Raw genomic sequence first — 26253 nt, forward strand, 5'->3', positions numbered from 1 at the left:
GACGCAGAGGTGCTGCGGGTCAGCCGGGCGTCGACTGCCGGGCGCGCAGTTGCTCCACCAGAATGTCGCCATGCCCGGCATGCCGGGCCAACTCGGCGATCAGGTGCCCATAGATGAACCGCAGGTTCACCGGGTCGCGGTGCCAGTGGAACTGCTCGTCAAGATCGTGCTCGGCCGCGATCGTCCTGGACACCGCACAGGCGTCGACGAATGCCTGCCGCACGCCGGCGACGGTGTCGTCGTCGCTGAGGATGAAGCTCTCGTCAACGGTGTCGGGCAAGCCCAGCTCCGCGCGCGCCACGTCGGCGACGCGGGAATGGAACCAGATCCGCTCGACAAAGGTGGCGTGTTTGACCAAGCCGAGCGGGGTGGTGAGCGACGGGACCAGGCGGGCGCGGGCCTGCGTCTCGTCGAGGCCGTCGAGGATGCCGGCGATGGCGTCCCGCTGCAGATCGAGCCGGGCTTCGAGGGCTTCGCGCTCGCCGGCGGTCTGAAGATGTGGCATGGCGGGCCTACCGTTCGCCCGGAAACGCAACGGTGACCGGGTCGGCCTTGGCCAGCTGCCGCCAGCGCACCAGCCGGTTCGCGGTCTCAAGCAGTACTTGGGCCGCCAGCCGGCGCAGATCGGCATTGTCGGTGGAGCCCACCACATTTCGCCATGCGGCGGCGCAATCGCTCTCGATCTGAATCGCCAGTTCGCGGGCCTGCGCCTGGTTGCTCACCTTCGGTACTCGGTAGGCGGGGGCGGGCGGCGGGGCTTCTTGCTTGGCGGCAACCAGCAGACCCGCGGTGGCGTCCCGCCGCACCCGATGTGCCGCCACCATCGACCCGGTCACCGCGATGTCGTCCTTGTCGCTCGCGGCCACCAGCGCGTAGGCCCAGATGGCCGCGTTCTCGGTGCGCAGCGCGGTCTGCACAGCGGTGGTCGCGGTCTTGTCCAGCGGCATGGGTTGCGCCGACTCCGGGCTCTGCGGCCCCACCGACACCTCAGGGGGCGCCTGCGACGTGGCCGCACCCGAGCCGGCGCCCATCCCGCTCTCGGTGGCGGGCGTGCTGGACCCGGCGTCGCCGGCGCTGGGCGGCTCCGGAGGCCCGACGGGGGGCCCCGGCGGACCCGAGCCGGCCGCGCCGGATCCCACTGCTCCGGATCCCACGGCTGCTGAACCCACTGGGCCCGAACCCACTGGGCCGGAAGCACCCGCCGGGTCGGAGCCGATCGGTTCGGAACCAACGGTGTCGGTTCCGGACGCCTGCACCTGTGCGCGCCGACCTGCCGGACGACTCACTCGCTTGCTGCTCACTGCGGTCGATTCCTCCATCCGGCCCTGTCGTCCCGCTGCTTGCCCGCGCGGTCCGCTCCGTGCCTGTTCGATGCGCTCCCGCGGTCGCCGCGGGCCGGTCCGACGCTCCGTTGTGGCGTTGGTCCGTTGCCTGCGCTCGTGGTCGGCTCCGTGCTTGCTCGATTCGCTTCCGCGCTCACGACGGCGCCAAGACCGTTCGATGCGTCGCCAGGCAGGCAGCGATCGAGGCGAACAGCGCCGCCCGGTAGCGCGAGACGTTCGCGATCTGATCGGTGAAGGCGACCTGGGCGACCGAAGCGTCGTCGACGGCGGAACTGATCGCCGCGGCGGCGGACGCCGGCGGTGCAACGGTCTGCCCGGCCTGAGTGGCCGGCGCCGGGGTGCTGCGATTGGTTCGAGCCTGCTCGGCCAGCAGCCGTTTCAAGTGCTCGAGCCGATCTTTGGCCAGCGGCTCAAGCTTGGCGGCAGCTCCGCCGAGGCTCGCTCCGGCCTGCAACCGCAGATAGTGCAGCCTGGTCATCGAGATCAGGTTGTCCATCGGGTCGGTGGGTGGGGGAGCGGCCACCGTCTCGGTGCGAGTGGTGCGGCTGGACGAGAAGACCGTGCAGCCGGCCGTTGCCGAGAGCGCGACGGCGGCCCCCGCGGCGAAAACACCCCGGCGCGCCATCCGCATTGACCTCACCGGCATCTGCTCGGCAGTTTGCGCGGTTGTTTCCGGCGGGTTTGTTGCCGGCACGATCATTTCCGGCACGGTCAATTCCCGCGCGCTCGGCGGCTCCTGGGCGCGGTCCAACCCGGGACGGTCGATGGCAGACACTCGCCCATCATGTCAGCAACGGCGCAAACCCCGGCCCGCACGGGGGTGGTCCGCGCGGGCCGGGGCGGCGCCGAGCAGCCGGCCCATCAGACCGTCCCGGCCACCGGACGGACCCGACCGGCACGCCTAACAGCCATCCCAAACAACCGGACCCGAGAGCCGGACCCACGAGGCAGACGCAGCGGGCAGCGCCGTCATCGGCATCGGGGCCGCACTAAACTCGGGACGTTGCCGCGCCCTGGAAGGCGGGCAAGCCGCGTGACCGCCGAGCCCGGTGTGCCGTCACCGTGGGTCGCGCACTGGTACAACATCTGCATACCGACAACTGCCCACCGACAATTGCACACCGATAACTGCACACCGACGAAGGACGACTGACATGGCCACCGGCGAACAGCGCTGGCGAGAGATCGCGGAGCGGGTTGCGAACGAAGCGGGCTTTGACCTTGAGGACTTTTCCGTCGTCAACGCCGGCCGGCGCCGCATGGTGCGGGTGATCATCGACGCCGACGACGGAGTCGACCTTGACCAGGCCGCCACCGTGAGTCGGCGGCTGTCCGCGGCATTCGATGCCGACGAGGAACACCAGTCCGGCGCCCCGGTCGGCAGCCAGGCGTACACCCTCGAGGTCACCAGTCCCGGCATCGGCCGCCCACTCACCGAGCCCCGCCACTTCCACCGGGCTCGCGGCCGGCTGGTCACCCTCAACCGCACCGACGGCTCCAGCCTGTCCGCGCGCGTCGTCGGAATCGACGCCGACGGTGTCGACCTGCTCGGCGGCAAGAGCGGCACCGATCCGGTCACCGTGCCCTTCGCCGATATCGCCAAGGCCCGCGTCGAGGTCGACTTCTCCGGACCGTCCGCCGCGGTGCTCGCCGCGCTCGCCGCCGACCCGCGTTCGGCCGATGTCGCGGCCAAGGCCGGGGGTGACCCCGTCAGCATCGACGCCGGTGACGATGCGGATGCCGCCGCCGCTGGCGACCCTGCCGCTGAGGACGCCGCCGACTCCGGTGACGCCGACGCCGAGCATCCCGATAGTGCAGACCAGGCCCGTGACGCCGCGGAGTCAGCACCGGCCGAAGGAGAGAATCGATGAAGAACATCGACCTTGGCAACCTGCGGTTGCTCGCCGCGGACAAGGGCATCGCGGTGGAGTCGCTGATCCAGACCCTGGAGACCGCGCTGCTCACCGCCTACAAGCACACCGAGGGGCACGAGGGGCACGCCCGGGTCGAGGTGGACCGCACCAGCGGCGCCATCCGGGTGTTGGCGGCCGAGGTCGACGACGAGGGCAACGTCGTCCGCGAGTGGGACGACACCCCCGAGGACTTCGGGCGGATCGCCGCCGGCACCGCCCGGCAGGTCTTCACCCAGCGGTTCCGCGACGCCGACAACGAACGCGTCTTCGGCGACTTTGCCGGCCGCGAGCACGAGCTGATCACCGGGACCGTCACCGCCGACGCCAGGGTCAACGCCCGTGGTGTTGTGGTGGTGAGTCTCGGCGACGTCGAGGGCATCATCCCGGCCGCCGAGCAGGTGCCAGGCGAGACCTATCAGCACGGCCAGCGACTGCGCTGCTATGTGGTGTCGGTGGCGCGCGGCCTGAAAGGTCCGCAGATCACGCTGTCGCGGACCCACCCCAATCTGGTGCGCAAGCTGTTCGCGCTCGAGGTGCCGGAGATCGCCGACGGCACCGTCGAGATCGCCGCTGTGGCAAGGGAAGCCGGGCACCGCACCAAGATCGCCGTCCGGCCGACGGTACCCGGCGTCAACGCCAAAGGCGCCTGCATCGGCCCGATGGGCGCCAGGGTGCGGGCGGTGATGAGCGAGCTGAACAGCGAGAAGATCGACATCATCGACTACTCGGACGACCCTGCCACCTTTGTCGGCAACGCACTGTCGCCGTCCAACGTGGTGTCCAGCACCATCGTCGACGCGGCCGCCAAGGCCGCCAGGGTTGTTGTGCCCGATTTCCAGCTGTCGCTCGCCATCGGCAAGGAGGGTCAGAACGCGCGGTTGGCCGCCAGGCTCACCGGCTGGCGCATCGACATTCGCTCCGACGCCGAGACCCCACCAGCGCCGGCGGGCCAGGCAGGGCAGTCAGCGCCGGCCGGACAGGCAGGGCAGTCAGGACAGTCAGGGACGGCAGGTCGGTCGGACGGCGCGGCTGCCGATCGCGGTACCCCGAGCACCGCTGCCGGGCCGGCCGCGGCTGGGGCTGGTGGTGCCGGGACAGCTGGCGCCGGGACCGCCGGCGGTTCCAGCACCGCGGACGCCGAGGCGGGCCGCACCGAGGATGCGGCGGGGACGTGACGGCGCCGGCGCGGGCGTGTGTCGGAGCACTGCGTCCCGGGCGTAGACTCTCTTGACGGACCGATCGGCGCCAAGCTCCAGCGGTGGGCCATCCCGTTCCGCTCGTCCCAGCGCAGCCGTGTCAGCTCGCCCAGCCCAACCAGCTGAAGCAGCCGACACAGCCAGCACGGCGCGGGCGAGCAGTAAGGGATGTCGCACCTGCGTTGGATGTCGCGGTAAAGACCGGCCCGTTGCTCTGCTCAGAGTCGTCGCCGCTACCGGCACCGACGCTCCGGAACGTTCCGGGGCGATCGCGCTGGTCCCGGACCCGCGGCGCCGGCTCCCCGGTCGGGGAGCGTGGATCCATCGTCACGACGAGTGTCTACGGCTGGCTGAGCGGCGCCGAGCGTTCAACCGAGCTCTCCGGCTTCCGGCCGGGCAGGCCGTTGACTCTCGGCAGGTCAAGCAGTACCTGGTGCGTAAGGAAAGTGCAGGCGATCCATTGTGAAGACCGTGAGCACACAAGGCTCAGCATCATGAGCGCGCAGTGAAGCCGCAACGATGAGCATCATCCACTAACCGGGGGCCGAGCCGGCTGGGACTACCTGCCGCCCGTCCTCCACCGACAAGGAGAGCAGTGGCAGGCAAGGCCCGCGTCAGCGCAATTGCAAAAGAGCTGGGACAGTCCAGCAAAGACGTCATCGCCAAGCTTCAGGAGCTCGGCGAGTTCGTGAAATCAGCGTCGTCCACCATCGAAGCGCCAGTGGTGCGCAAACTCCGCGATGCCTTCCCGGCGGCGGAGAACGGTGCGGCCGACGGTGCCAAGAAGGCACCGGCCAAGAGTGCCGGCAGCAAGGCTGCCGCCAAGAGCACCGGCAGCCCGAAGCCGGGTGCCCCGCGGCCCGGTAAGGCTGCTGCCGACGGCATCGCAGACACCAGTGCGGCAACCGCCGGTGCCGACAGTGCACCGGCGGCGAGTGCGCCCGCCGAAGCTGCTGCGGCCACCGCAAAGCCGGCGGCCCCGAAGACAACACCGGCTCCGGCCGCCGAGGCAGCACCGTCGACCACCGATTCCGGCAGGGCCGCGCCGCGGCCGGCCCCGGCTCGGCCGGCCGCGAGCGCCCCGGCAGCAGCAAGTGCAGCCCCGGCCGAATCGGCGGGCGCCGCACCGGCTGCGGAACGGCCGGCCGCCCGCGCCGCCGACGGTGCCACCGGCGCCGCGGCGGCAGACGCCGGTGGTGAAGCGCCGGCGCGCCCGCGCCCGACCGGTGGCGTCCCCGGCGCCCCGCGGCCGCCGCGCATGGGCAACAACCCGTTCGGGGTCGGCGCCGGTTCCCGTACCCCGGCTCGGCCCGGCGGCGTTCCCGGTGCGCCTCGCCCCGGCGCCCGTCCTGGTGCCGGCGGTGCTCCCGGTGCCGGCGGCCCGCGTCCCGGTGGCGGCCGACCCGGCGTGCCCAGTGGTGCGCGCCCCGGTACTCCCGGCGGCCGGCCGCCGGCCATGGGCCGTCCCGGCGGTGGCGGCGGTGGCGGCTACCGCGGTCCGGGTGGACCCGGCGGTGGCGGCGGTGGCGGTGGTTACCGCGGCGGCGGTGGCGGACCGCGTCCCGGTGGCGGCGGCCGCGGTAACGCCCCTGGCGCTTTCGGTCGCAAGGGCGGCCCGGCGCGTAAGGGCCGCAAGTCGAAGAAGCAGCGTCGTCAAGAGATCGAGAACATGCAGGCGCCGTCGGTGGGCGGTGTCACGCTGCCACGCGGCAACGGCCAGACCATCCGGCTGGTGCGTGGTTCGTCGCTCGCCGACTTCGCCGACAAGATCGACGCCAACCCGGCGTCGATGGTGCAGGCGCTGTTCCACCTCGGCGAGATGGTCACCGCCACCGCGTCGGTGTCCGACGACATCCTCGAGCTGCTCGGGTCCGAGATGGGCTACGAGGTCGAGATCGTCAGCCCCGAAGACGAAGACCGCGAGCTGCTGGAATCGTTCGACCTGTCGTACGGCGAAGACTCCGGCGGCGAGGACGACCTGCAGGTGCGCCCGCCGGTGGTCACCGTCATGGGCCACGTCGATCACGGTAAGACCCGACTGCTGGACGCCATCCGGCACACCAACGTGGTGGACAAGGAGGCCGGTGGCATCACCCAGCACATCGGCGCCTACCAGGTGGCGACCGAGCTGGAGGGCACCGAGCGGCTGATCACCTTCATCGACACCCCCGGTCACGAGGCGTTCACCGCCATGCGTGCCCGCGGTTCGAAGTCCACCGACATCGTGGTGCTGGTGGTCGCCGCCGACGACGGCGTGATGCCGCAGACGGTGGAGGCCATCAACCACGCCAAGGCGGCCGACGTGCCGATCGTGGTGGCGGTCAACAAGATCGACAAGGAAGGCGCCAACCCGGACAAGATCCGGCAACAGCTCACCGAGTACGGGCTGATCGCCGAGGAGTACGGCGGCGACACCATGTTCGTCGAGGTGTCGGCGCGCGAGCGGATCAACCTTGACGGGCTGCTGGAGGCCGTGCTGCTGACCGCGGACGCGGCGCTCGATCTGCGCGCCAATCCCGACATGGAGGCCCAGGGCGTCGCCATCGAGGCGCACCTGGACCGCGGCCGCGGTGCCGTCGCGACCGTGCTGGTGCAGCGCGGCACGCTGCGGGTCGGCGATTCCGTGGTGGCCGGTGAGGCGTACGGCCGCGTCCGCGCCATGCTGGACGACTCGGGCAACAACGTCAGCGAGGCGCTGCCGTCATTCCCGGTGCAGGTGCTCGGGCTCACCTCGGTGCCGGGTGCGGGCGACTCGTTCATGGTGGTCGAGGAGGACAGGGTGGCTCGCCAGGTCGCCCAGTCCCGGCAGGCCCGCGCCCGCAAGGCGCAGGTGGCCAACCGTCGCCGGATCTCCCTGGAAGATCTGTCAACCGCGTTGGCGGAGAAGAAGATCGAGCAGCTCACGCTGATCATCAAGGGCGACAACTCCGGCACCGTTGAGGCGCTGGAGGACGCCCTGCTCAAGATCGACGTCGGCGACGAGGTCGATCTGCGCGTCGTGCACCGCGGTGTCGGTGGCATCACCCAGGACGACATCAACCTGGCGTCCACCACCGACGCCATCGTGCTCGGCTTCAACGTCAAGCCGGTGCGCGGTGTGCAGGAGTTCGCCGACCGCGAGGGCGTCGAGATCCGTTACTACACGGTGATTTACCAGGCCATCGACGAGATCGAGGCCGCGCTCAAGGGCATGCTGAAGCCGGAGTTCGAAGAGGTGGCGCTGGGTGCCGCCGAGGTCAGGCAGATCTTCCGGTCCAGCAAGTTCGGCAACATCGCCGGCTGCATCGTCCGCTCCGGGGTGATCCGCAGGAACACCAAGGCGCGGCTGCTGCGCGGCGGTGTCGTGATCAACGACAACCTGCAGATCGACTCGCTGCGTCGTGAGAAGGACGACGTCACCGAGGTGCGCGAGGGCTACGAGTGCGGTATCAGCCTCGGTTCCTGGAACAACATCGAGGTAGAGGACAGCATCGAGACCTACGAAGTGCGGGAGAAGCCGCGCACCTGATCCGCTGAGCTGGTGCCGCCACCGCCGAGGGGTGGTGGCGGCACTCATCGGTCGGCGGAACGCCGGTCGGTTGACCATGGGCGGCGGACCATCGGTCAAGGGTTCGGGGCCGGTGAGAGGGGATCGAAGGAGCATGGCGACGTACACCGGGGTGCTGGAGTTCGACGTGATCGTCGGCGCCGGGGCACCCGTCGACTCGCTGAAGCACAAGCGGGCGATGCTGCGACCGGTGCTGGCCCGGCTGCGGCGGCTGCAGGTCGCCGCCGCCGAGACCGATCACCAGGATCTGCACCGGCGCGCGCTGATCGCGGTCGCCACCGTTGCCTCCGACCCGGGTCAGGTGCAGGCGGTGTTGGACACCTGCGAACGCCAGGTGGCTGGTGAGGTGGAGCTGGAGCTGCTGTCCGCCCGGCGCCGCACCCTCGGCCCCGAGGACGACTGACAGCTCTGCTCGGCAGACCGACAACTCTGCTGAGCGGGGGAGCGCGGCAGCAGCGAGCATTGCTTGACGTGAGTTGTCCGAAGTAATTAGCAGTGAACAGCAGTGCAGAGCAGTTCAAGAGCAGTGAACAGCAGTGCAGAGAAGTGAACTGAAGCGGAACAGAAGAAGGTGATGGTCGTGGCCGATTCGGCCCGGGCCCGCAGACTGGCCAAACGCATCGCCGCCATCGTGGCGACCGAGCTCGAACACCAGGTGAAAGACCCGCGGCTGGCGATGCTGACCGTCACCGGAGCCACCCTGACCCCCGACCTTCGCGACGCCACGGTCTTCTACACCGTCTACGGCGACGACGAGGAGCAGGCCGCCACCGCGGCGGCGCTGGCATCGGCGACCGGGGTGCTGCGCAGCGCGGTCGGCAAGCAGACCGGCATCAAGTTCACGCCGACCCTGGCGTTCAAGGCCGACACCGTGCCGCAGACCAGCGCGCACATCGAAGATCTGCTGGCGGCCGCCAAGGCCTCCGACGCCGAGATCGCCAGGCAGGCCGCCGCCGCCGACTACGCCGGCGAGGCGGACCCCTACAAGCCGCCGCGCGAGGACGCTGCCGACACTGACGACGCCGCACCCGACGCGGCGCCGGATGCCGAGACGCCCGACGCCGAGGCGCCCGATGCCGGACCATCGGATGCCGAAGCATCGGAGTCGGGGGCAGCGCGCCGATGACGTCCATGTCGCCGTCGATGCTCGATTCGGCGGACCAGGGGGAGCAGCCGGATCCGCGGATCGTGCAGCTGCTGCACGCGGCCCGGCGTCCAGTGTTGTTGGCGCACAACAATCCTGACGCCGATGCGTTGGGATCGGCGTTGGCGCTCGCGCTGGCGTTGCGGCACCACGGTGCGCAGCCGGTGGTGGCCTTCGACCAACCGGGCGAGGTCCCGGACGCGCTGCGTGGGCTGCCCGGCCAGGAACTGCTGCACCCGGGCCCTGCCGACCCCGCCGCCCCGGCGGACTGGGATCTGATCGTCACGCTGGACGCGGCGTCGCCGGATCGGTTGGGCCGCTGGGCCGAGCTGTTCGACGGTGACGTCCCGGTGGTGGTGATCGATCATCACCGCTCCAACACCGGGTTCGGTGATCTGCGCTGGGTGCTGCCGCAGGCACCGGCGACGGCGGTGCTGGTGCACCGGCTGCTGCCGCTGCTGCAGGTGCCGCTGGACCCGCAGATCGCGAAGGCGCTGTACGCCGGGCTGGCCACCGACACCGGCAACTTCCGCTACGGCGATGCCGACGCCCACCGGATGGCCGCCGACCTGATGGACGGTGGCGTCGACCCGGAACAGGTGATGCGGCCGATCTACGCCAGCCACCGCTGGGGCTGGTTGACGTTGCTGGGCAACGCATTGGGGCGCGCCGCGCTCGACCCCGAGGTGATTCCCGGCGGCCTGCTGTCCACCGCCATCACCCTGGCCGATCGCGGCGAGCTGCCCCGCGAGGAGTGCTACTCGGTGATCGGCATTCTGACCGGCAGCGCCGACGCCGACACCGTCGCGGTGCTCACCGAGACCGGACCGGGCAGCTGGGACGTCTCGCTGCGCTCCCGCGGCGAGTCCGAGGTGGGCAGCGTCGCCGTCGCACTGGGCGGCGGCGGACACGCCAGGGCCGCCGGATTCAGTTGGACCGGTGAGCCGGAGGCGGCGTTGTCGACGTTGGTTGCGCAGCTGCGCAGGAACCGGCCGAACGCCGATGCCGCCGGCGCCGGGGCCGCCGGTGCTACCGGTGCCGCCGGTGCCGCCGGTGCTGATGCCGCCGGTGCTGCCGGCGCCGAGCCCGCAGGTGCTGCCGGCGCCGAGCCCGCAGGTGCTGCCGGCGCCGCGGCCGGGGGCTCCGAATCGGGTCGGACGGCGGCGCAGCCTCCGACGCAGCGGCCGGCCGACTCGGTAGAGCCGGCCGCCGCGGACTGACCCGCTGGCGAGTCACAGCCATGCCGGAGCCGAACCGACCGTCTCCCGCCGGCCCGAACCCGACGCCACCCGACGCCGCCGCTCCCGCGGCAGCTCCCGCGGGCACCGCCGGGCCGAGTGCTGCCGCCCGGTCCGGCTCGGCATCCAGGCGCGCCTGGCTGATCTGGGGCGTCGGCGCCGGTGTGTACGTGCTGGCAGTTTTCCATCGCTCCTCGTTGGGCGTCGCGGGGCCGCTCGCCACCGAGCGGCTGCAGCTCTCGGCGGGGCAACTGTCCACGTTCGTGATGCTGCAACTCGGCGTCTACGCGGCGATGCAGGTGCCGACCGGGCTGCTGGTGGATCGCTGGGGTCCGCGCCGGATGCTGCTCGCCGCGACGCTGACCATGGGCATCGCCGAGCTGTTGTTCTCGGTGGTGACCAGCTATCCGCTGGCGCTGCTGGCCCGCGGTTTGCTCGGCATGGGCGATGCCATGACCTACATCTCGGTGCTCCGGCTGGCCGTCGGCTGGTTCCCGGCACGGCGCTACCCGATCATCGCCTCGTACACCGGCCTGCTCGGCACCGCGGGGAACTTGATCGCCACCATCCCGTTGACCGGCCTGCTGCACCAGTTCGGGTGGACCACCACGTTGGCGGTGGCCGGCGGCATATCGATCGGCTATGCGCTGCTGCTGGTGCGGAAGGCGACGGTAGCGCCGTTCCGCGAGGTGGCGGGCGCGGCGTCCAGCTCACCGGCGTCCGGCAGCAAGGTGGTGACCCAGGTACGAGCCGCATGGCGGATGCCCGGTGGCCGGTTGGGTTTCTGGGTGCACTTCACCACCATGGCGGGCCCGACGGTCTTCGCCGTGCTCTGGGGATTTCCGTACCTGCGGCAGGTGATCGGGCTGTCGCCGTCGTCGGCATCGCTGTTGATGATGCTGTTGGTGTTGGTCGGTCTGGTCGCCAATGTCACCATCGGCCGGATGGTCGCCGCCCGACCGGAGATCCGGACGCCGTTGGCGGTGCTGGTGGCGCTGGCCGGGCTGCTCGGCTGGCTGGCGTTGGTGCTGTGGCCGGGTACCCGGCCGCCGCTGCCGGTGGTGATCGGGGCAGTGGTGGTGTTCGCGGTGGGTGGCCCGGCGTCGTCGGTGGCGTTCCAGCTGGCCCGCGACTACAACCCACGGCACCGCATCTCCACCGCCACCGGAATGGTCAACGTCGGCGGTTTCTGCGGTGCGGTGATCGGCACCTTCGCGGTCGGCGTGATTCTCGACGCGATCGACGGGTCGGCCCCCACCCACTCCAGCACGGCGTTCCGGGCGGCGTTCGCCGCGATCGCCCTGCTCACCGCCTTCGGACTATGGCGGATGTTGACCTGGTGGCTGCGTACCAGGGCCGAGGTACTGTTGGCCGCCGCGCGCGGAGAACCGGTGCCGGTCAACATCTCTCGGCAGCGCTGGGAGCTCGTCGACGAGGCCATCCTGCAACGCGAGTGGGAGTTGGCGAACCGGGTCGAAACCGCGCAGCAGCAGGTGACCAAGCCGGAGCGGGGTGCACACGATGACTGATCCGAGCGACGGGCGGCCGGCCACCGCTGCCACCGGCCCACCGAATGGTGTGCTGTTGGTGGACAAGCCGTCCGGCGTCACCTCGCACGACGTGGTCGGGCGGGTGCGCGCCGTGCTGCGCACCAGGAAGGTCGGCCACGCCGGCACACTCGACCCGATGGCCACCGGCGTGCTGGTACTCGGCATCGGGCCGAGCACCAGGCTGATCGGGCAGCTGGCGCTCACCGACAAGGCCTATGCCGCAACCATTCGGCTGGGTATCGCCACCGACACCGATGACGCCGAGGGGACGGTCACCGATCGGCGTGGCGCGGCGGATCTCGTCGACGGCGCCTGGGCCGAGCCGATCGCCGCGCTGACCGGCGACATCCTGCAGGTGCCGAGCACGGTGTCGGCAATCAAGGTGGACGGGGTGCGCGCCTACCAGCGCGCCAGGGCGGGGGAGCAGGTGGAGTTGGCCGCCCGCCCGGTCACCGTGAGCCGCTTTGCGGTGCTGGCACCGCCCCGCCGCTGCACGGTGGGTGGCTGCTCGGACAGCGACGCGGCCGGCGGCACCGCCGTCGTCGATCTGGACGTCGAGGTCGAGTGCAGCAGCGGGACGTACATCCGGGCGCTGGCAAGGGATCTCGGGGTTGCGCTGGGCACCGGTGCGCACCTGACCGCGCTGCGCCGCACCCGGGTGGGGCTGTTCGACGTTGCCGGTGCCGTCGACGTCTTCGGTCCCGAAGGCCCGGCCCCGCGACCGGAACCTGGCGGCAAACCGGTACGGCGCCCGATCCCGGAGGCGCTGCGGGCCGAGGTGGCCGGCGCGGTGATCCCCGCGGGCCAGGCCGCCGCGCTGGCGTTCACCGTCCGCATCGGCACCGACGCCGAGGTGCGCGCGCTGTCGTACGGCCAATCGATCGCGGCGACCGGGACGGCCGGGCCGGTGGCAATCCTTGATGCCGCAGGCGATCTCGTCGCCCTGGTGCGTGACGACGGTGATCGCGCTGCGCCGGTGGTGGTGTTCCGCGCCGCAGGGTGACCGGGCCGGGAGCGGCGGTGGGTCACTGACCGGTGAGCAGTGCGATCTTTCCGCCGGCGTGGCCGGCGCTGACCCTGCGCAGCGCGGTGACGGCCTCGGCCAGCGGGTAGCTGCCGGCCATCGGCACCACGAGGTCGCCGCTGCTCGCCAGCTTGATGATCTCGGAGCGGACGCTGTCGCGGTAGCCGGCACTGTCCGGGCTGGTGCCGGCAACCGCGACGAAGCCGTCCGCGGCGGCCCTGGCCGGCGCCGCCGCGGTGACGATCCGGCTGCGATCGGTCACCAGCTGCAGCGCGGCGTCGACGGCCTCGTCGGTGCCGGCCAGATCCAGTACCGCTGCTACCGGCCCGGGTGCGACCGCCCTGATCCGTTCCAGCACACCGTTTCCGTAGCGCACAGGAATCCCGCCGAAGGAGCGCACCAGCTCGTCCCCGTGCTGCCCACAGGTGCCGATCACGGTGATGCCGCGCAGCCGGGCCAGCTGCAGCACGGCCGCGCCGACCGCACCGGAAGCGCCGTGCACCACGATCACCTCGCCGCCGAGGGTGCCCGCATGAACGCGATGCAGCATGTCGGCGGCGGTGGTACCGGCCAGCAACAAATTGGCCGCCTGCTCGTCCGGCATGCCGTCGGGTGCTGCGAAGACATCGGCGGCCGGCTCCGTGACCGCGGTGGCGTACCCGCCGTACACCCGGAACGCCACCACCCGGTCTCCGATCGCGCCGCCGCCGGAGGCGATGGTGGTGTCCGGACCGACGGCGGAGAGCCGGCCGGCCACCTCGTAGCCGATGGGCGTCGGCAGCTTCGCCGGATCGCCGCGCAGGGTGTGCTTGAGATCGGAGGGCTTGACGCCGGCCGCGGTGATGGTGATCGTCACCTCGCCCCGGCCCGGTTCGGCGAGTTCACTCTCGACGAAGGCAAAGTCGTCCAGCCCGGAAAAACCCTGTGCCACCCCGCGTTTGATCTGCATCCCGGTGAGCCTAGAGCCGCGGCGGCGGCCGGCGCAGTAACGGCGATCACCCCATAGCCGGTCAATCAGCATGGCGTGGCTCGGCGCGGCGGCCGAGCTCCCGGCAGCGCTGCAGAAAGTCGGCGAGCACACCGGACAGCCGCCGGTTGCCGTCCGTCACGACGAACGTTGCCAGGCTCAACGGGCGAGCCTTTTTGCCGACCTCGACCGGCCGGAAGGCGACGCCGGGAATGGCCAGCGTGTCTGCGTGCGAGGCGTAAAAGACCGTCCAACTCGGCGGCCCGATGGCCAGTTCCGCGAACGCTTCGTGCAGGGCCGCGCCGAACTCGCCGGCGATCACCGGTTCGAAGCCGGAGACCGCTGCCGCTTGCTGCACCGCCTGGTACAGGTCGGGGTTGTGGTGCGCCGGCGCGATCCGCAGCGGCAGGCCGGCAAGTTCGCCGAACGGGATCCGCCGCCGGCCGGCGAGGGGGTGTGCGGAAGGCAGCGCCACCAGCAGCTCGTCGGTCCAGACGTGGGTGAAATCGAACTCGTCGGTGGCGCGGCTGTCACCGCGCACCACCGCTGCGTCCAACGTGCCGGACCGCACCTGGTGCAGCCGAGTGCTCACGTCGGAGTAGTTGAGCTGCAAGGTGATCGGCGGATCGGCGCGCTGACAGCTGTGCACCAACTCGCTGACCCGGGCGCCGAGTCCGGCGCTGGTCCCGAGCCGGACCAGCCGTTCCTGCCGGCCTGAGAGCGCCCGCATCTCGGCCACCGCGGTGGTCTCCGCGTCCAGCACCTGCTGCGCCAACGGCCGGAACCGTTCACCGGCGTCGGTCAGCCGGACCGTGCGGTGTGAGCGATCCAGCAGTGGCACACCGAGTTCACGTTCCAGCCGTGACACCTGCTGGCTGACCGCCGACGGCGCCACCCGCAGCCGCTCGGCGGCGCGGCCGAAGTGCAGCTGGTCTGCCACCTGCAGGAAGTACCGCAGCTGGCGCAGTTCCACCGCACCTCCGATCCATCGCATTCATATCCATCGCATTCATATCCATCGCATTCATATCGACCGCGCAACCAGCCGCGCGGCCCCGCCGTGCCGTCGCGCCGCCCGGCCCACCATGCCTGTCGCGCCGGGCCGGCGACGGACCGGCTGCGACGGCCCGGGTCCAACCGGAATCCGTTCAGCAAACGTGAACGCTGCCTGCACGATATGACGCTGGTTCGACGGCCGGCCCGGCGGCACCGTGAAAGCCGTGAACACCGATAACAACCGTCCAACGGCCGGCTCCCCAGAGCCGGCTACCGATTTGCCGGACGCCATGGGCAGACAGCACACCGGTGCCGGGACCAGCTACCTGCGGGCAGGTACCGGGCCTGGCCTTGTGCTGCTGCACGGCACCGGCGCCAACGCGGGGATGTGGGAGCCGCTGCTGCCCCGCTGGTCGCCGTCCCACACCGTCGTCGCACCCGACTTCACCGGTGCTGAACCCGATCGAGCCGACGCTGCACCCGGCCGGGGCGAGCCACCGCTCACCCTGGCCGGCCTGGCCGCACAGGCACTGGACGCCGCCGACCATGCCGGCTTGGCGACCTTCGACCTGGTCGGGCATTCGCTCGGTGCCGCGGTGGCCGCCGAACTCGCGGCGACCGCACCGAACCGAGTGCGCAGCCTGGTGCTGCACGCCGGCTGGGTCCGCACCGACCCGCGGCAGTTGGCCGAGTTCGACTGGTGGATCCGCCTGTTACGCAACGACATCCAGCATCAGACGCAGCTGTTCCTTCGCTACCTGCCGTTGCTGGCGTTCGGGCCGGTCTTCTGGTCGGCGGCCACCGTGAGCACCGTTGACGAAATCGTCCCACTGCTGGCCGAGCAGTTCCGGCCGCGGGCCACCATCCGGCAGATCGAGCTGGACCAGCGGGTGGACCTGACCGATCGACTGGTTGCCATCACCGCCCCCACCTTGGTGCTGACCTCAAGACACGACCGGCTGATCGACTGCGCGAGTCAGCGCGCGTTGGTCGAGGGCATCGCCGGGAGCACGCAGGCCGGTTTGGACGCCGGGCATGGTGCGCCGGCCGAGAACCCGACCGAGTTCGCCCATGCCATCGAGACGTTCTGGAGCCACACCAGATGACGACAGCAACGAAAGTGGATGCCCGCATCGGTTGGGGCCCAGCCATTCTGCTCTGCGTCACCGTGCTGCTGGTGCCCGTCGGGCCCCCGGCGCCAGCGTCTCGATTCCCGGCATGGCAGCGGAGCTGCGGGCACCCGCCAGCGCCAGCAACTGGGTGATCAACGCCTTCATGTTGGCGATCGCCGCGGTGATGGCGGTGGCCGGAGCGCTGGCCGACCGGTTCGGCCGCCGGAGGGTGCTCGCGGTCGGCCTACTGGTCTTCGTGGCCGGCAACGCGCTGATCGCCACCGCGCCGGCGATCGCCGTCGTCATCGCCGGGCGCGCCGTCTGTGGTATCGGTGCCGCTGCCATCACCACCGCCGGCTCCGCGCTGCTGTCGAACACCTACTCGGGGCGGCAGCGGAGCACCGTTTTCGCGGTGTTCGGCACCACCATCGGTCTCGGGCTCGCGTTCGGCCCGATGCTGTCCGGGCTGGCGATCGCTGCGGTCGGTGGCTGGCGGTGGCTGTACGTGCTGTACGCCCTGGTTGCGGTGCCGCCGCTGGTGCTGCTGCGTCGGGTGCTGCCGCGGGAGAGCCCTGCGGCCGCCGGCCGTTTCGACATGGTCGGCGCGCTGGTGCTCACCACCGCGCTGACAGCGTTCATGATCGGGGTGTCGCTCGGGCCCGATCTTGGTTGGCTGCACTGGTTCCCGTTGACGATGCTGGCGCTGGCAGTTGCCGCAGTGCTGGTCTTCACCCGGGTGGAGCGCACGGCTGCGCACCCCTTGGTCGAGCTGAACCTGTTGCGGGTACGACAATTCCGCGCCGTGTGCCTGACGGTCACGTTGGGCGCCTTCGGCTTCGTCTCGCTGGTGTTCACCCTCGGGGTGTTCCTGTCGGTGGCTCACCACGCGGGGGCGCTGGCCACCGGCGCCATGTTGCTGGCGCTCACCGGGCCGACCCTGCTGGTGCCGCTGCTGATCGGCCGATTGGCGCATCGGATCCCGCTGCGCCGGTTGCTGACGCTGTCCATGCTGGTGGTGGCGGTCGGCTGCGGCTGGCTGGCGCTCATCGGACCGGGGCGGCCGCTGGGAAGGACGGCCGCACCGATGGCGGTGATCGGCGCCGGGTTCGGCCTGTCGCTGACCGTGCTCGACGGCGCGGCGCTGGCCACCGTCCCAGCGGACCGGGCCGGGATGGCGGCCGGGGTGTTCAATACGGTCCGCCTCGGCACCGAGTCGGTGGCCGTGGTGGTGACGGCCATCGTCGGTACGGTCACGACCGCACGGGTGGGCCGCTCGGCCGCCGCCGACCTGCTGGCTGGGCGTCCCGCCGCGGGGGCGGCCGGAGTTGCCGGTTACGCCGCCGGCTGGCAACTCGCGCTGGGTGTGGTTGCGCTGCTGTGTCTTGGGGGCGCCGGCTGCATCTGGCAGTTGCTCCGACCGGCGCTGCCCGCTGCGGAACCGCGCCCCGTCGTGGCCGCGCCGGAGCGCCCTGTCGATCAGTTGAACTGACCGAAAGTGGCTTCTCGTTCCGCCGCTCCCGCGCGGCGCCGCTGGGGATCGGCGGCGAGAAGCCACTTTCGGTCATTTGACCTCGGCACCGGGGTGCGGTCCGGTCAGGAGGGCAGCTGGCCGAGCAACCGGCCGGGCGACAGCACGGTGGCGCCGACGGCACGCACCCGGGCGATCAACCCGCGGTCGGCGGTCACTACCGTGGTCGGATGCCCTGCCGCGGTGAGGGTTTCGGCCTGCCGGACTATCTCGTCGTCGCCGGAGGCGGGCGCGTGCACCACCACCGGGCGGCCATCGGGGTCCGCATCGACACCGCGTTTGGCCGCGCCCTCATAGACCACGACGACCGTGCCGTAGGGCAACGACGCCGCGGCCAGCCGCTGGTTGAGGCGTCCGGCCGCGCCGGCCCGGTCCCGCCACCAGCCGTCCGCGCGGGAGCCGATGACGTTCGCCGCGTCCACCACCAGCGCCGAGTCGTGGCTGCCGGCACCCGATTCGCCGTCCGGCGTGGGTGATTGCTCGCTCACCACGGTCTCCTTCGATCGCTGGGGCCGGTCCGACGCCGCCCGCTGCACCAGCCTCGCACGGTCACCCGCGCCGTGCCCCTCGCGCTATCAGGTCGCGGCGAATCGGCAGCAGCAGGCCCGGCTCCGAGCGGAACGACGCGCGGTGCAGACTGGTCGGGTGGCTGAGGGACGTCGACGGGAAGGGTTGCCGGTGCAGCGCTGGCGCGGATTCGACCAGATACCCCCGGGCTGGGGCCGCTGTGTGCTCACCATCGGGGTCTTCGACGGGATGCATCGCGGGCACCAGGCGTTGGTCAGGGCCGCGGTGGCGCGCGGCAAGGAGCTACAGCTTCCGGTGGTCTTGATGACCTTCGACCCGCACCCGAGCGAGGTGGTGCGCCCCGGCTCGCATCCCGCGCAGCTCACCACCCTGCGGCGGCGGGCCGAGTTGGCCGACGAACTCGGCGTCGATGTGTTCTTCGTGCTGCCGTTCAGCCCGGCCATGCAGCAGACCCCGCCGGAAACCTTTGTGCACGACCTGCTGGTGGACCGGCTGCACATGGCCGCGGTGCTGGTCGGCGAGAACTTCCGGTTCGGGCACAAGGGCGCCGGCAACCTGGAGTTGTTGCGGCGCTTGGGGTCCCGGTTCGGATTCACCGCGGAAGGAATAGGTCTGGTCGTGGAGCAGGAACCGGCAGCGGACAACGATGCCGTCAGCACACCCGGCGCGCCGGACGGCGCCGTCGCGACCGAACCGCAGGCAGAGCAGCGGTCCGCACCCCGCGCCGAACACCCGGCCGCACCCCGCGCCGAGCACCCGACCGAACCGCCTGAGCTGCCGATCACCAGCACCTACGTGCGGGCCAACGTCGACGCCGGCGACGTCACCGCGGCCGCTGCCGCCCTCGGCCGGCCGCACCGGCTGGAAGGTGTGGTGGTGCACGGCGAGGGCCGCGGCGGTGCTTCGCTGGGCTATCCGACCGCGAACCTGCACACCGCCGAACATGCGGCGATCCCTGGCGACGGCGTGTATGCCGGTTGGTTCGTGCTGGGCAGCAAGCGTTATCCCACGGCCATCTCGGTGGGCAGCAACCCGACGTTCTCCGGCACCGCCCGCACCGTCGAAGCATTCGTGCTCGACGAGTCGGCCAACTACTACGGACGGCGGGTGGCGCTGGAGTTCGTGGCGAAGCTGCGCGATCAGATCGCCTTCGACTCCGTCGAGGCCCTGATCGACCAGATCGGCAAGGATGTCGACCGCACCAGACAGATTCTCGGAGTGCCGGCATCGGTCGTGAAACCATCGACGGACCGGGCACCCGAGCCGGGGGAGCGGGCCGCCGGCGGCGAACCAGCCGGCCGGAGTAGCGGCACGCCGTCCGGCCCAAGCCAGTCCGGACCAAGCCCGTCATGACCCCGTCCGTCCTGCCAACGCAGGCCCGGTTCACCCTCAGCGGCGGGTTGGTGTTCGACGGCGAGTCCGAGCAGCCGGTGCAGACGTCGGTGCATGTTGTCGACGGCGCCATCGCCGGCCTCGGCGACGGTCTGCCCACCGCCGACCAGACCATCGACGTCACCGGCAAGCTGATCGCCCCCGGCCTGATCGACGCCCACTTCCATGCCTACGGCGTCAGCCTGTCCGGCCAGCAGATCGACGCCACCGCCCCTGGATACCTGGCCTTGCAGGCGGCCCGCCGGTTGAGCGCGGCGCTGCGGCGCGGCTTCACCACCGTCCGGGACGTGGCCGGCGGCGACCCGTGGTTGGCGAAGGCCGTCACCGACGGGCTCATCGACGGCCCTGAGTACCTGTACACCGGTCCGGCGCTCAGCCAGACCGGCGGCCACGGCGACGCCCGCCCGGCGCTGGTGGCCGGGCCGGGCGATCCGGCGCCGGCCGCAGCGGATTGCTGCGGCGCCGGCGGTTCCGGCGTGATGGGTGAGGTGGTCGACGGCGTCGACGCGCTGCGGCGCGCCGTCCGCGAGCGCTTCCGCCGGGGCGCGCATGCCATCAAGATCATGGCGTCCGGCGGGGTCATCTCACCGACCGATCCGCTGCGGATCCCGCAGTACTCACCGGACGAGATCGCTGCCGTGGTCGCCGAGGCGCAGCGACGCGGCAGTTATGTGGCGGCGCACGCCTACTCGCCCGCGGCGATCGCGGCCTGCCTCGACGCCGGCGTTCGGTCGATCGAGCACGGCAACCTGCTGGACGCCGCCACCGCCGAGCGGATGGCGCAGACCGGCGCGTTCCTGGTGCCGACCCTGGTCACCTACGACGCCATGGCCCGCCGCGGCACCGACTTCGGCATGACGGTGGCCGCCCTGGCCAAGAACGCCGAAGTCCTCGACCATGGCCGGACCGCGATCGAACTGGCTGCGGCGCAAGGGGTTCGGGTCGGATTCGGTACCGATCTGATGGGTCCGCTGGACAGCGAGCAATCCGCGGGGCTGCGGTTGCAGTCCGACGTCACCGGCGTGGCCGCGACGCTGCGCTCGGCCACCGGTGTCAACGCCCGGCTGCTGAACCGCGACGATCTCGGGCGCATCCGGCCCGGCGCCAGGGCCGACCTTGTGGTGTTCGACGGCAACCCGTTCCAGACCGCCGAGGTGCTGTGGTCGCCACCGTTGGCCGTCTACCGGGCGGGCCGGCCGGTCGCGCAGTGACCGACCGGGCGGTGGCTCGGCGGCCGCCGCGGTGACGCGGTCGGTGAGGCTCAGCTGCGCTGGTAAAGTGGACACTCGTGCGACTGCGGTCCGTGGCGGTCGCACCAGACATCACTGTCGAACCCGCTGGTCATGCCTGTCGGCATGCGCTGAATGCAGGTGAACGCAGCTGGCGACACCTCATCAAGGTGTACGCAGCAGACGCACAGCAGCGGGACTACTCACACGGTACGACTGCAAGGAGCAGCACTGTGGCGTTGACCGCCGACCAGAAGAAGACGATTCTTACCGAGTACGGCCTGCACGAGGGCGACACCGGTTCCGCCGAGGCCCAGGTGGCTCTGCTGAGCAAGCGGATCTCCGACCTCACCGAACACCTGAAGACCCACAAGCACGATCACCACTCGCGCCGCGGCCTGATGGCCCTGGTCGGCCGTCGCCGCCGGTTGCTGCGCCACTTGCAGGAGATCGACATCGCTCGCTACCGCTCGTTGATCGAGCGGCTCGGCCTGCGCCGCTGAACCCCCACTCGCCGGGAGCGTCCACCCAGGACCTCCCGGCGAGTCGCGTTCGGCAGCACCACCGCTACCACCACAACTGAACAAGTACAAGGCACCACGTTCAACACCTCGCGCTCGCGCATCCGGCTGCACCTTGACGGCCGGTTTTCGGTAGTGGCCGCCAGGATCCGGCACTCATCGGCTCCGGCGGCTTCGATCGAAGGCCGGCAGCACCGGAGCAGCTGATTCGCCTGGCGGGGCGTAGGACGGGACAACAATGCAGCGGCCGAGCACGTCGGCGCTGCTCCCGAAGGAGAAACATGTCCGACCCCACCGCCTCCAGCGCCACCGCTGTCCTGGACAACGGGCGCTTCGGCACTCGCACCATCCGCTTCGAAGCCGGCCGGTTGGCCCAGCAGGCCGCCGGCAGCGTCATGGCCTACCTCGACGACGACACCGTCGTGCTCTCGGCGACCAGCGCCAGCAAACACCCGAAGGAGCACTTCGACTTCTTCCCGCTCACCGTCGATGTCGAGGAGCGGATGTACGCCGCCGGCCGCATCCCCGGCTCGTTCTTCCGCCGCGAGGGCCGGCCCAGCGAGGACGCCATCCTCACCTGCCGGCTCATCGACCGCCCGCTGCGCCCGTCGTTCGCCGACGGTCTGCGCAACGAGGTGCAGGTCGTCATCACCGTGCTGGCGCTGAACCCCGACGTGCTGTACGACGTGCTGGCCATCAACGCCGCCAGCGCCTCCACCCAGATCGCCGGGCTGCCGTTCTCCGGCCCGATCGCCGGCACCCGGATGGCCCTCATCGCCCAGGGCCAGGAGCCGGCGCAGTGGGTGGCGTTCCCGACCCACAGCCAGCTGGAAGACGCCGTCTTCGACATGGTGATCGCCGGCCGCGTCGTCGGTGAAGGCCCAGACGCCGACGTCGCGATCATGATGGTGGAGGCCGAGGCCACCGAGCGCACCGTCGAGCTGGTTGCCGGCGGCGCCACCGCCCCCACCGAAGAGATCGTCGCCCAGGGCATGGAGGCCGCAAAGCCGTTCCTGCGTCAGCTGTGCCAGGCCCAGGACGAGCTCGCGGAGCAGGTCAGCAAGGAGACCCGCGAGTTCAAGACCTTCCCGGCTTACACCGACGACGTCTACGAGGCGGTCGCCGAGATCGCCACCGACAAGCTGGCCGACGCCATGCGCATCGCCGACAAGGCCGAGCGCGAGCTGCGCACCGTTGAGATCTCCGACGAGGTGCTGGCGGCGCTCAGCGAGCGGTTCGCCGACCGGGTCGGCGAGATCGGCGGCGCCCTGAAGGCGGTCACCAAAAAGGTGGTGCGCGAGCGCATCATCCGCGACAAGGTGCGCATCGACGGCCGCGGGCTGGCCGACATCCGGCCGCTGTCCGCGGAGGTCGAGTACCTGCCGCGGGTGCACGGCAGCGCCCTGTTCGAGCGCGGCGAGACGCAGATCCTCGGCGTCACCACGCTGAACATGCTGCGGATGGAGCAGCAGCTGGACACGCTGTCGCCGGAGACCCGCAAGCGCTACATGCACAACTACAACTTCCCGCCGTACTCGACCGGCGAGACCGGCCGGGTGGGCTCGCCCAAGCGGCGGGAGATCGGCCACGGGGCGCTCGCCGAGCGCGCCCTGGTTCCGGTGCTGCCGTCCCGCGAGGAGTTCCCGTACGCCATCCGTCAGGTGTCGGAAGCGTTGGGCTCCAACGGTTCCACCTCGATGGGCAGCGTCTGCGCCTCCACCATGAGCCTGCTCAACGCCGGGGTGCCGCTGAAGGCACCGGTGGCCGGCATCGCCATGGGCCTGGTCTCCGCCGACGACGAGTCCGGCAAGACCCAATACGTCGCGCTCACCGACATCCTCGGCGCCGAAGATGCCTTCGGCGACATGGACTTCAAGGTGGCCGGCACCAAGGACTTCGTCACCGCGCTGCAGTTGGACACCAAGCTCGACGGCATCCCGTCCGAGGTGCTGGGAGCCGCGCTGCAGCAGGCCCACGACGCCCGGCTGACCATCCTCGACGTGATGAACGAGGCCATCGACGCCCCGGACGAGATGAGCGAGTTCGCCCCGCGCATCACCACCATCAAGGTTCCGGTGGACAAGATCGGCGAGGTGATCGGGCCCAAGGGCAAGATGATCAACTCGATCACCGACGAGACCGGCGCCGACCTGTCCATCGAGGACGACGGCACCATCTACGTCTCCGGCTCGGACGCGGCCGCCGTCAACGCCGCGATCGACAAGGTGAACGCGATCGCCAACCCGCAGCTGCCGAAGGTGGGCGAACGGTTCCTCGGCACCGTGGTGAAGACCACCGCGTTCGGCGCGTTCGTCTCGCTGCTGCCCGGCAAGGACGGTCTTGTGCACATCAGCAAGCTCGGCGGCGGCAAGCGCATCGGCAAGGTCGAGGACGTGGTGAACGTCGGCGACAAGCTGCAGGTGGAGATCGCCGAGATCGACGCCCGCGGCAAGATCTCGCTGGTTCCGGTCGCCGCCGGTGACGACTCCGGCAAGGACGGTGCCGCCAAAGACGGTGCTGCCAAAGACGGTGCCGGTAACGACGATGCCGGCAACGGTTCCGCCGACGAGCCGACCGCTGCCGCGGCGGCAAGCACGGCCGGCAGCGAAAGCTGACCGGGTGACGGTACGCACTCGGAGTACCCGGGTCCTGGAGCGCAGCTTCGCGCGCCAGGACCCGGGCGTTTCGGCCGGTTCCCGATCCGGCCGCGCCGGGTCCACCCGCGGCGCAGCCGGCTGCCCGATCACCCTGTCGGTCACCGACGGCGGGCTGCGCATCGTCACCGAACAGGTGCCTGGCGTGCGGTCGGTGGCCGTCGGCATCTGGGTGGGGGTGGGTTCGGTCGACGAGCGGCCGCAGTTGGCCGGCACCTCACACTTCTTGGAACACTTGCTGTTCAAGGGCACCAGCCACCGCAGCGGCGCCGAGATCGCCGCCGAGATGGACGCCATCGGCGGCGAGTTCAACGCCTTCACCTCGCACGAATACACCTGCTACTACACGCATGTGCTGGCCGAGCACGCCGAGCTCGCCATCGACGTGGTGAGCGATGTGGTGCTGGATGCCACCGTTGCCGGCTCCGACGTCGAGGTGGAGCGCCAGGTGATCCTGGAAGAGATCGCCATGCGCGACGACGACCCTGAGGACACCCTTGCGGACGTGTTCGCCGAGTCGGTGTACGCCCCGCACCCGGTGGCTGCGCCGGTGATCGGCAACGTCCGGAGCATCGAAGCGTTGCGCCGCAACCAGATCGCCGGGTACTACCACCGCAGGTACACCCCGGACAAGATGGTCGTCGCCGTCGCCGGCGACATCGACCACGCCGACGTGGTGCGCTGGGTGAAGCATGCCTTCGCCGGCCGGCTGCACGGATCCGCAGGCCCGCAACCGCCGCGCGGTCGCACCGGTCTGGTGCTGCCGCAGCGGGCTCTGCGAGTGGTGGAGCGGGACTCCGAACAGGCGCACCTGATGGTCGGCGCCCCGGCGCTACCGCGGGACGACCCGCGGCGCTACGCGCTCGCCGTGCTGACCACCGCGCTCGGCGGCGGGATGAGCTCGCGGCTGTTCCAGCGGGTCCGGGAACAGTACGGGCTGGCCTACAGCTGCTACGCCGGGTCGCACAGCTACGCCGACGCCGGCGCGTTCAGCGTCTACGCCGGCTGCCAGCCGGGGAATCTGGACCAGGTGTCCCGGCTGATCCACTCCGAGCTGGCCGAGCTGGCCACCGGCGGGGTCAGCGACGACGAGGTGCAGCGCGCCATCGGGCAGCTCACCGGATCGCTGGTGCTCGGACTGGAGGACACCGAATCGCGGATGAGCCGGATCGGGCGGAACATCATGGTACGCAAGAAGTTCCAGACCGTCGACGACGAGCTGGCCGGCATCAGGGGAGTGCGGGCGGAACAGGTCAACGAGCTGGCGGCGGCGTTGCTGGCGCAGCCGCTCAGTGTCGCCGTTGTCGGCCCGTACTCCTCGCAGCGGTCACTGCCCGCCGGGGTGCGGGCGCTGGCCGGGGCCAGAGCGTCGGACGGGCCGGACGGCTCCGCCACCGCGCGATCCGGACACACCGGGGCGGGCGGCTCGGCGCGGTCGGCGGCGCACCACCGCGGCGCCGGGAGCCGGCCGTGACCGAACCGACCGCGAACGAACCGACCGCGAATGACCCGACCGTGCCCGAACCGACTGGGACCGAACCGACCGGGACCGACTCGACTGGGACTGACCCGGCAGCGGCCGACCAGCCGCTGCGAGTCGCGATCACCGGCGCCTACGGACGGATGGGAACGCTTGCCAGCGACTATCTTTCCCGGGCCGCCGGCGTCGAGGTCGTCGCCAGGCTCGGCGCTGACGATCCGATCGACCGGCTCGTCGAGAGCAACGCGCAGGTGCTGGTCGACCTGACCCGGCCCGATGCCGTGATGGCGAATGCCGACTTTGCGATCGAGCACGGAATCCATTGCGTCATCGGCACTTCCGGCATCGATGCCGAGCGGCAGCGGGAACTGCGCAGGCTGCTGGCCGGCCATCCGGAGGTGGGGGTGGTGGTGGCCCCGAACTTCGCCGTCGGCGCGGTACTGGCGATGCGGTTCGCCGCAGAGGCCGCGCGCTTCTTCGACGCTGTCGAGGTGATCGAACTGCACCACGCCGGCAAGGCAGACGCGCCGTCCGGGACGGCAGCGGCCACCGCCGCCCGCATTGCCGGGGAGCGTTCGAAGGCCGGCTCGGCGGCCATGCCGGACGCCACCACCCACGACCAGGACGGCGCCCGCGGCGCCACTGTCGACGGCGTACACGTGCATTCGGTCCGGTTGCCCGGACTCGTTGCGCACCAAGAGGTTCTGCTCGGTAATCCCGGCGAACTGCTGACCATCCGGCACGACTCCACCGACCGGGCGTCGTTCATGCCGGGGGTGCTGTTGGCTGCACGCCAGGCGCCCCGCCACCCTGGCCTGACCATCGGCCTTGAACCGTTGTTGGGTCTACCCGCCGCAGCCGCCACCGAGTGACCGGAGCCGGGCGGTCACA

23 protein-coding genes are annotated in these 26253 nt (G+C 71.0%); 17 read left to right on the plus strand and 6 right to left on the minus strand.

From position 1 onward, the window contains the following. Nucleotides 1-19 precede the first annotated feature (19 nt). From HKD39_RS00550 to HKD39_RS00560, 3 genes are all read right to left on the minus strand, one after another. A complete protein-coding gene (locus HKD39_RS00550) occupies nt 20-505 on the minus strand; it encodes a DinB family protein (protein WP_171197904.1) in 486 nt (161 codons plus the stop codon). 7 nt (nt 506-512) lie between these two features. Beyond that, nucleotides 513-1031 carry a ferritin-like domain-containing protein gene (locus tag HKD39_RS00555; protein ID WP_171197905.1) on the minus strand — a complete coding sequence of 173 codons (519 nt, stop codon included), beginning with the start codon at nt 1029-1031 and terminating at the stop codon, nt 513-515. 445 nt (nt 1032-1476) lie between these two features. Further along, nucleotides 1477-2118, minus strand: a complete 642-nt coding sequence (locus HKD39_RS00560; RefSeq protein WP_212753734.1) for a hypothetical protein — start codon at nt 2116-2118, stop codon at nt 1477-1479. 379 nt (nt 2119-2497) lie between these two features. Between HKD39_RS00560 and rimP the strand changes: the two genes are divergently transcribed. The 9 genes from rimP (at nt 2498) to truB (ending at nt 12934) form a co-directional block, all read left to right on the plus strand. Then, nucleotides 2498-3214 (plus strand): ribosome maturation factor RimP, encoded by a 717-nt coding sequence (gene rimP, locus HKD39_RS00565; protein ID WP_171197907.1) that lies wholly within the window; start codon nt 2498-2500, stop codon nt 3212-3214. Further along, nucleotides 3211-4431, plus strand: a complete 1221-nt coding sequence (nusA, locus tag HKD39_RS00570; RefSeq protein WP_171197908.1) for a transcription termination factor NusA — start codon at nt 3211-3213, stop codon at nt 4429-4431. The genes rimP and nusA overlap by 4 nt, the downstream gene beginning before the upstream one ends. Nucleotides 4432-4549: 118 nt before the next feature. Further along, nucleotides 4550-4918: a DUF448 domain-containing protein gene (locus HKD39_RS00575; RefSeq protein WP_171197909.1), complete on the plus strand. Its 369-nt coding sequence runs from the start codon at nt 4550-4552 to the stop codon at nt 4916-4918. Between the two features lie 129 nt (nt 4919-5047). After that, nucleotides 5048-7960 (plus strand): translation initiation factor IF-2, encoded by a 2913-nt coding sequence (gene infB / locus HKD39_RS00580; RefSeq protein WP_171197910.1) that lies wholly within the window; start codon nt 5048-5050, stop codon nt 7958-7960. Nucleotides 7961-8093: 133 nt separating this feature from the next. Then, entirely contained in the window at nt 8094-8402 is a 309-nt protein-coding gene (locus tag HKD39_RS00585; RefSeq protein WP_171197911.1) for a DUF503 domain-containing protein, read from the plus strand. Between the two features lie 177 nt (nt 8403-8579). Further along, entirely contained in the window at nt 8580-9125 is a 546-nt protein-coding gene (gene rbfA, locus HKD39_RS00590) for a 30S ribosome-binding factor RbfA (RefSeq protein WP_171197912.1), read from the plus strand. Next, entirely contained in the window at nt 9122-10363 is a 1242-nt protein-coding gene (locus HKD39_RS00595) for a DHH family phosphoesterase (protein WP_171197913.1), read from the plus strand. Before rbfA ends, HKD39_RS00595 begins: the two co-directional genes overlap by 4 nt. A 20-nt stretch (nt 10364-10383) precedes the next feature. Beyond that, entirely contained in the window at nt 10384-11910 is a 1527-nt protein-coding gene (locus HKD39_RS00600) for an MFS transporter (RefSeq protein ID WP_171197914.1), read from the plus strand. Further along, nucleotides 11903-12934: a tRNA pseudouridine(55) synthase TruB gene (gene truB / locus HKD39_RS00605; protein ID WP_171197915.1), complete on the plus strand. Its 1032-nt coding sequence runs from the start codon at nt 11903-11905 to the stop codon at nt 12932-12934. The genes HKD39_RS00600 and truB overlap by 8 nt, the downstream gene beginning before the upstream one ends. Nucleotides 12935-12956: 22 nt before the next feature. Here truB and HKD39_RS00610 read toward each other — a convergent pair whose 3' ends face one another. Then, on the minus strand, nt 12957-13904 hold the full coding sequence (locus tag HKD39_RS00610) for an NADP-dependent oxidoreductase (RefSeq protein ID WP_171197916.1): 948 nt from the start codon (nt 13902-13904) through the stop codon (nt 12957-12959). A gap of 61 nt (nt 13905-13965) precedes the next feature. Then, entirely contained in the window at nt 13966-14916 is a 951-nt protein-coding gene (locus tag HKD39_RS00615) for a LysR family transcriptional regulator (protein ID WP_212753737.1), read from the minus strand. A gap of 226 nt (nt 14917-15142) precedes the next feature. Here HKD39_RS00615 and HKD39_RS00620 point away from each other — a divergent pair, with 226 nt between their 5' ends. Further along, on the plus strand, nt 15143-16024 hold the full coding sequence (locus tag HKD39_RS00620) for an alpha/beta fold hydrolase (protein ID WP_212753738.1): 882 nt from the start codon (nt 15143-15145) through the stop codon (nt 16022-16024). After that, nucleotides 15990-17519, plus strand: a complete 1530-nt coding sequence (locus HKD39_RS00625) for an MFS transporter (RefSeq protein WP_281361707.1) — start codon at nt 15990-15992, stop codon at nt 17517-17519. Before HKD39_RS00620 ends, HKD39_RS00625 begins: the two co-directional genes overlap by 35 nt. 104 nt (nt 17520-17623) lie before the next feature. Here the strand turns inward: HKD39_RS00625 and HKD39_RS00630 are convergent, their stop codons facing one another. Beyond that, nucleotides 17624-18046, minus strand: a complete 423-nt coding sequence (locus HKD39_RS00630; RefSeq protein ID WP_212753891.1) for a PIN domain-containing protein — start codon at nt 18044-18046, stop codon at nt 17624-17626. Nucleotides 18047-18236: 190 nt separating this feature from the next. Between HKD39_RS00630 and ribF the strand changes: the two genes are divergently transcribed. The 6 genes from ribF (at nt 18237) to dapB (ending at nt 26234) form a co-directional block, all read left to right on the plus strand. Further along, nucleotides 18237-19439: a riboflavin kinase gene (gene ribF / locus HKD39_RS00635; protein WP_171198366.1), complete on the plus strand. Its 1203-nt coding sequence runs from the start codon at nt 18237-18239 to the stop codon at nt 19437-19439. Beyond that, nucleotides 19436-20689, plus strand: coding sequence for a metal-dependent hydrolase family protein (locus tag HKD39_RS00640; protein ID WP_171197918.1), 1254 nt, complete (start codon nt 19436-19438; stop codon nt 20687-20689). The genes ribF and HKD39_RS00640 overlap by 4 nt, the downstream gene beginning before the upstream one ends. Before the next feature lie 251 nt (nt 20690-20940). After that, nucleotides 20941-21210 (plus strand): 30S ribosomal protein S15, encoded by a 270-nt coding sequence (rpsO, locus tag HKD39_RS00645; protein WP_171197919.1) that lies wholly within the window; start codon nt 20941-20943, stop codon nt 21208-21210. Between the two features lie 299 nt (nt 21211-21509). After that, nucleotides 21510-23843, plus strand: a complete 2334-nt coding sequence (locus tag HKD39_RS00650) for a polyribonucleotide nucleotidyltransferase (RefSeq protein WP_171197920.1) — start codon at nt 21510-21512, stop codon at nt 23841-23843. 4 nt (nt 23844-23847) lie between these two features. Beyond that, nucleotides 23848-25356: a M16 family metallopeptidase gene (locus HKD39_RS00655; RefSeq protein ID WP_343074509.1), complete on the plus strand. Its 1509-nt coding sequence runs from the start codon at nt 23848-23850 to the stop codon at nt 25354-25356. A gap of 116 nt (nt 25357-25472) precedes the next feature. Continuing rightward, nucleotides 25473-26234 (plus strand): 4-hydroxy-tetrahydrodipicolinate reductase, encoded by a 762-nt coding sequence (dapB, locus tag HKD39_RS00660; protein WP_281361725.1) that lies wholly within the window; start codon nt 25473-25475, stop codon nt 26232-26234. Nucleotides 26235-26253: the final 19 nt, after the last annotated feature.

Origin of the sequence: Nakamurella aerolata (assembly GCF_013002705.1) — a bacterium.
Taxonomy (GTDB): domain Bacteria; phylum Actinomycetota; class Actinomycetes; order Mycobacteriales; family Nakamurellaceae; genus Nakamurella; species Nakamurella aerolata.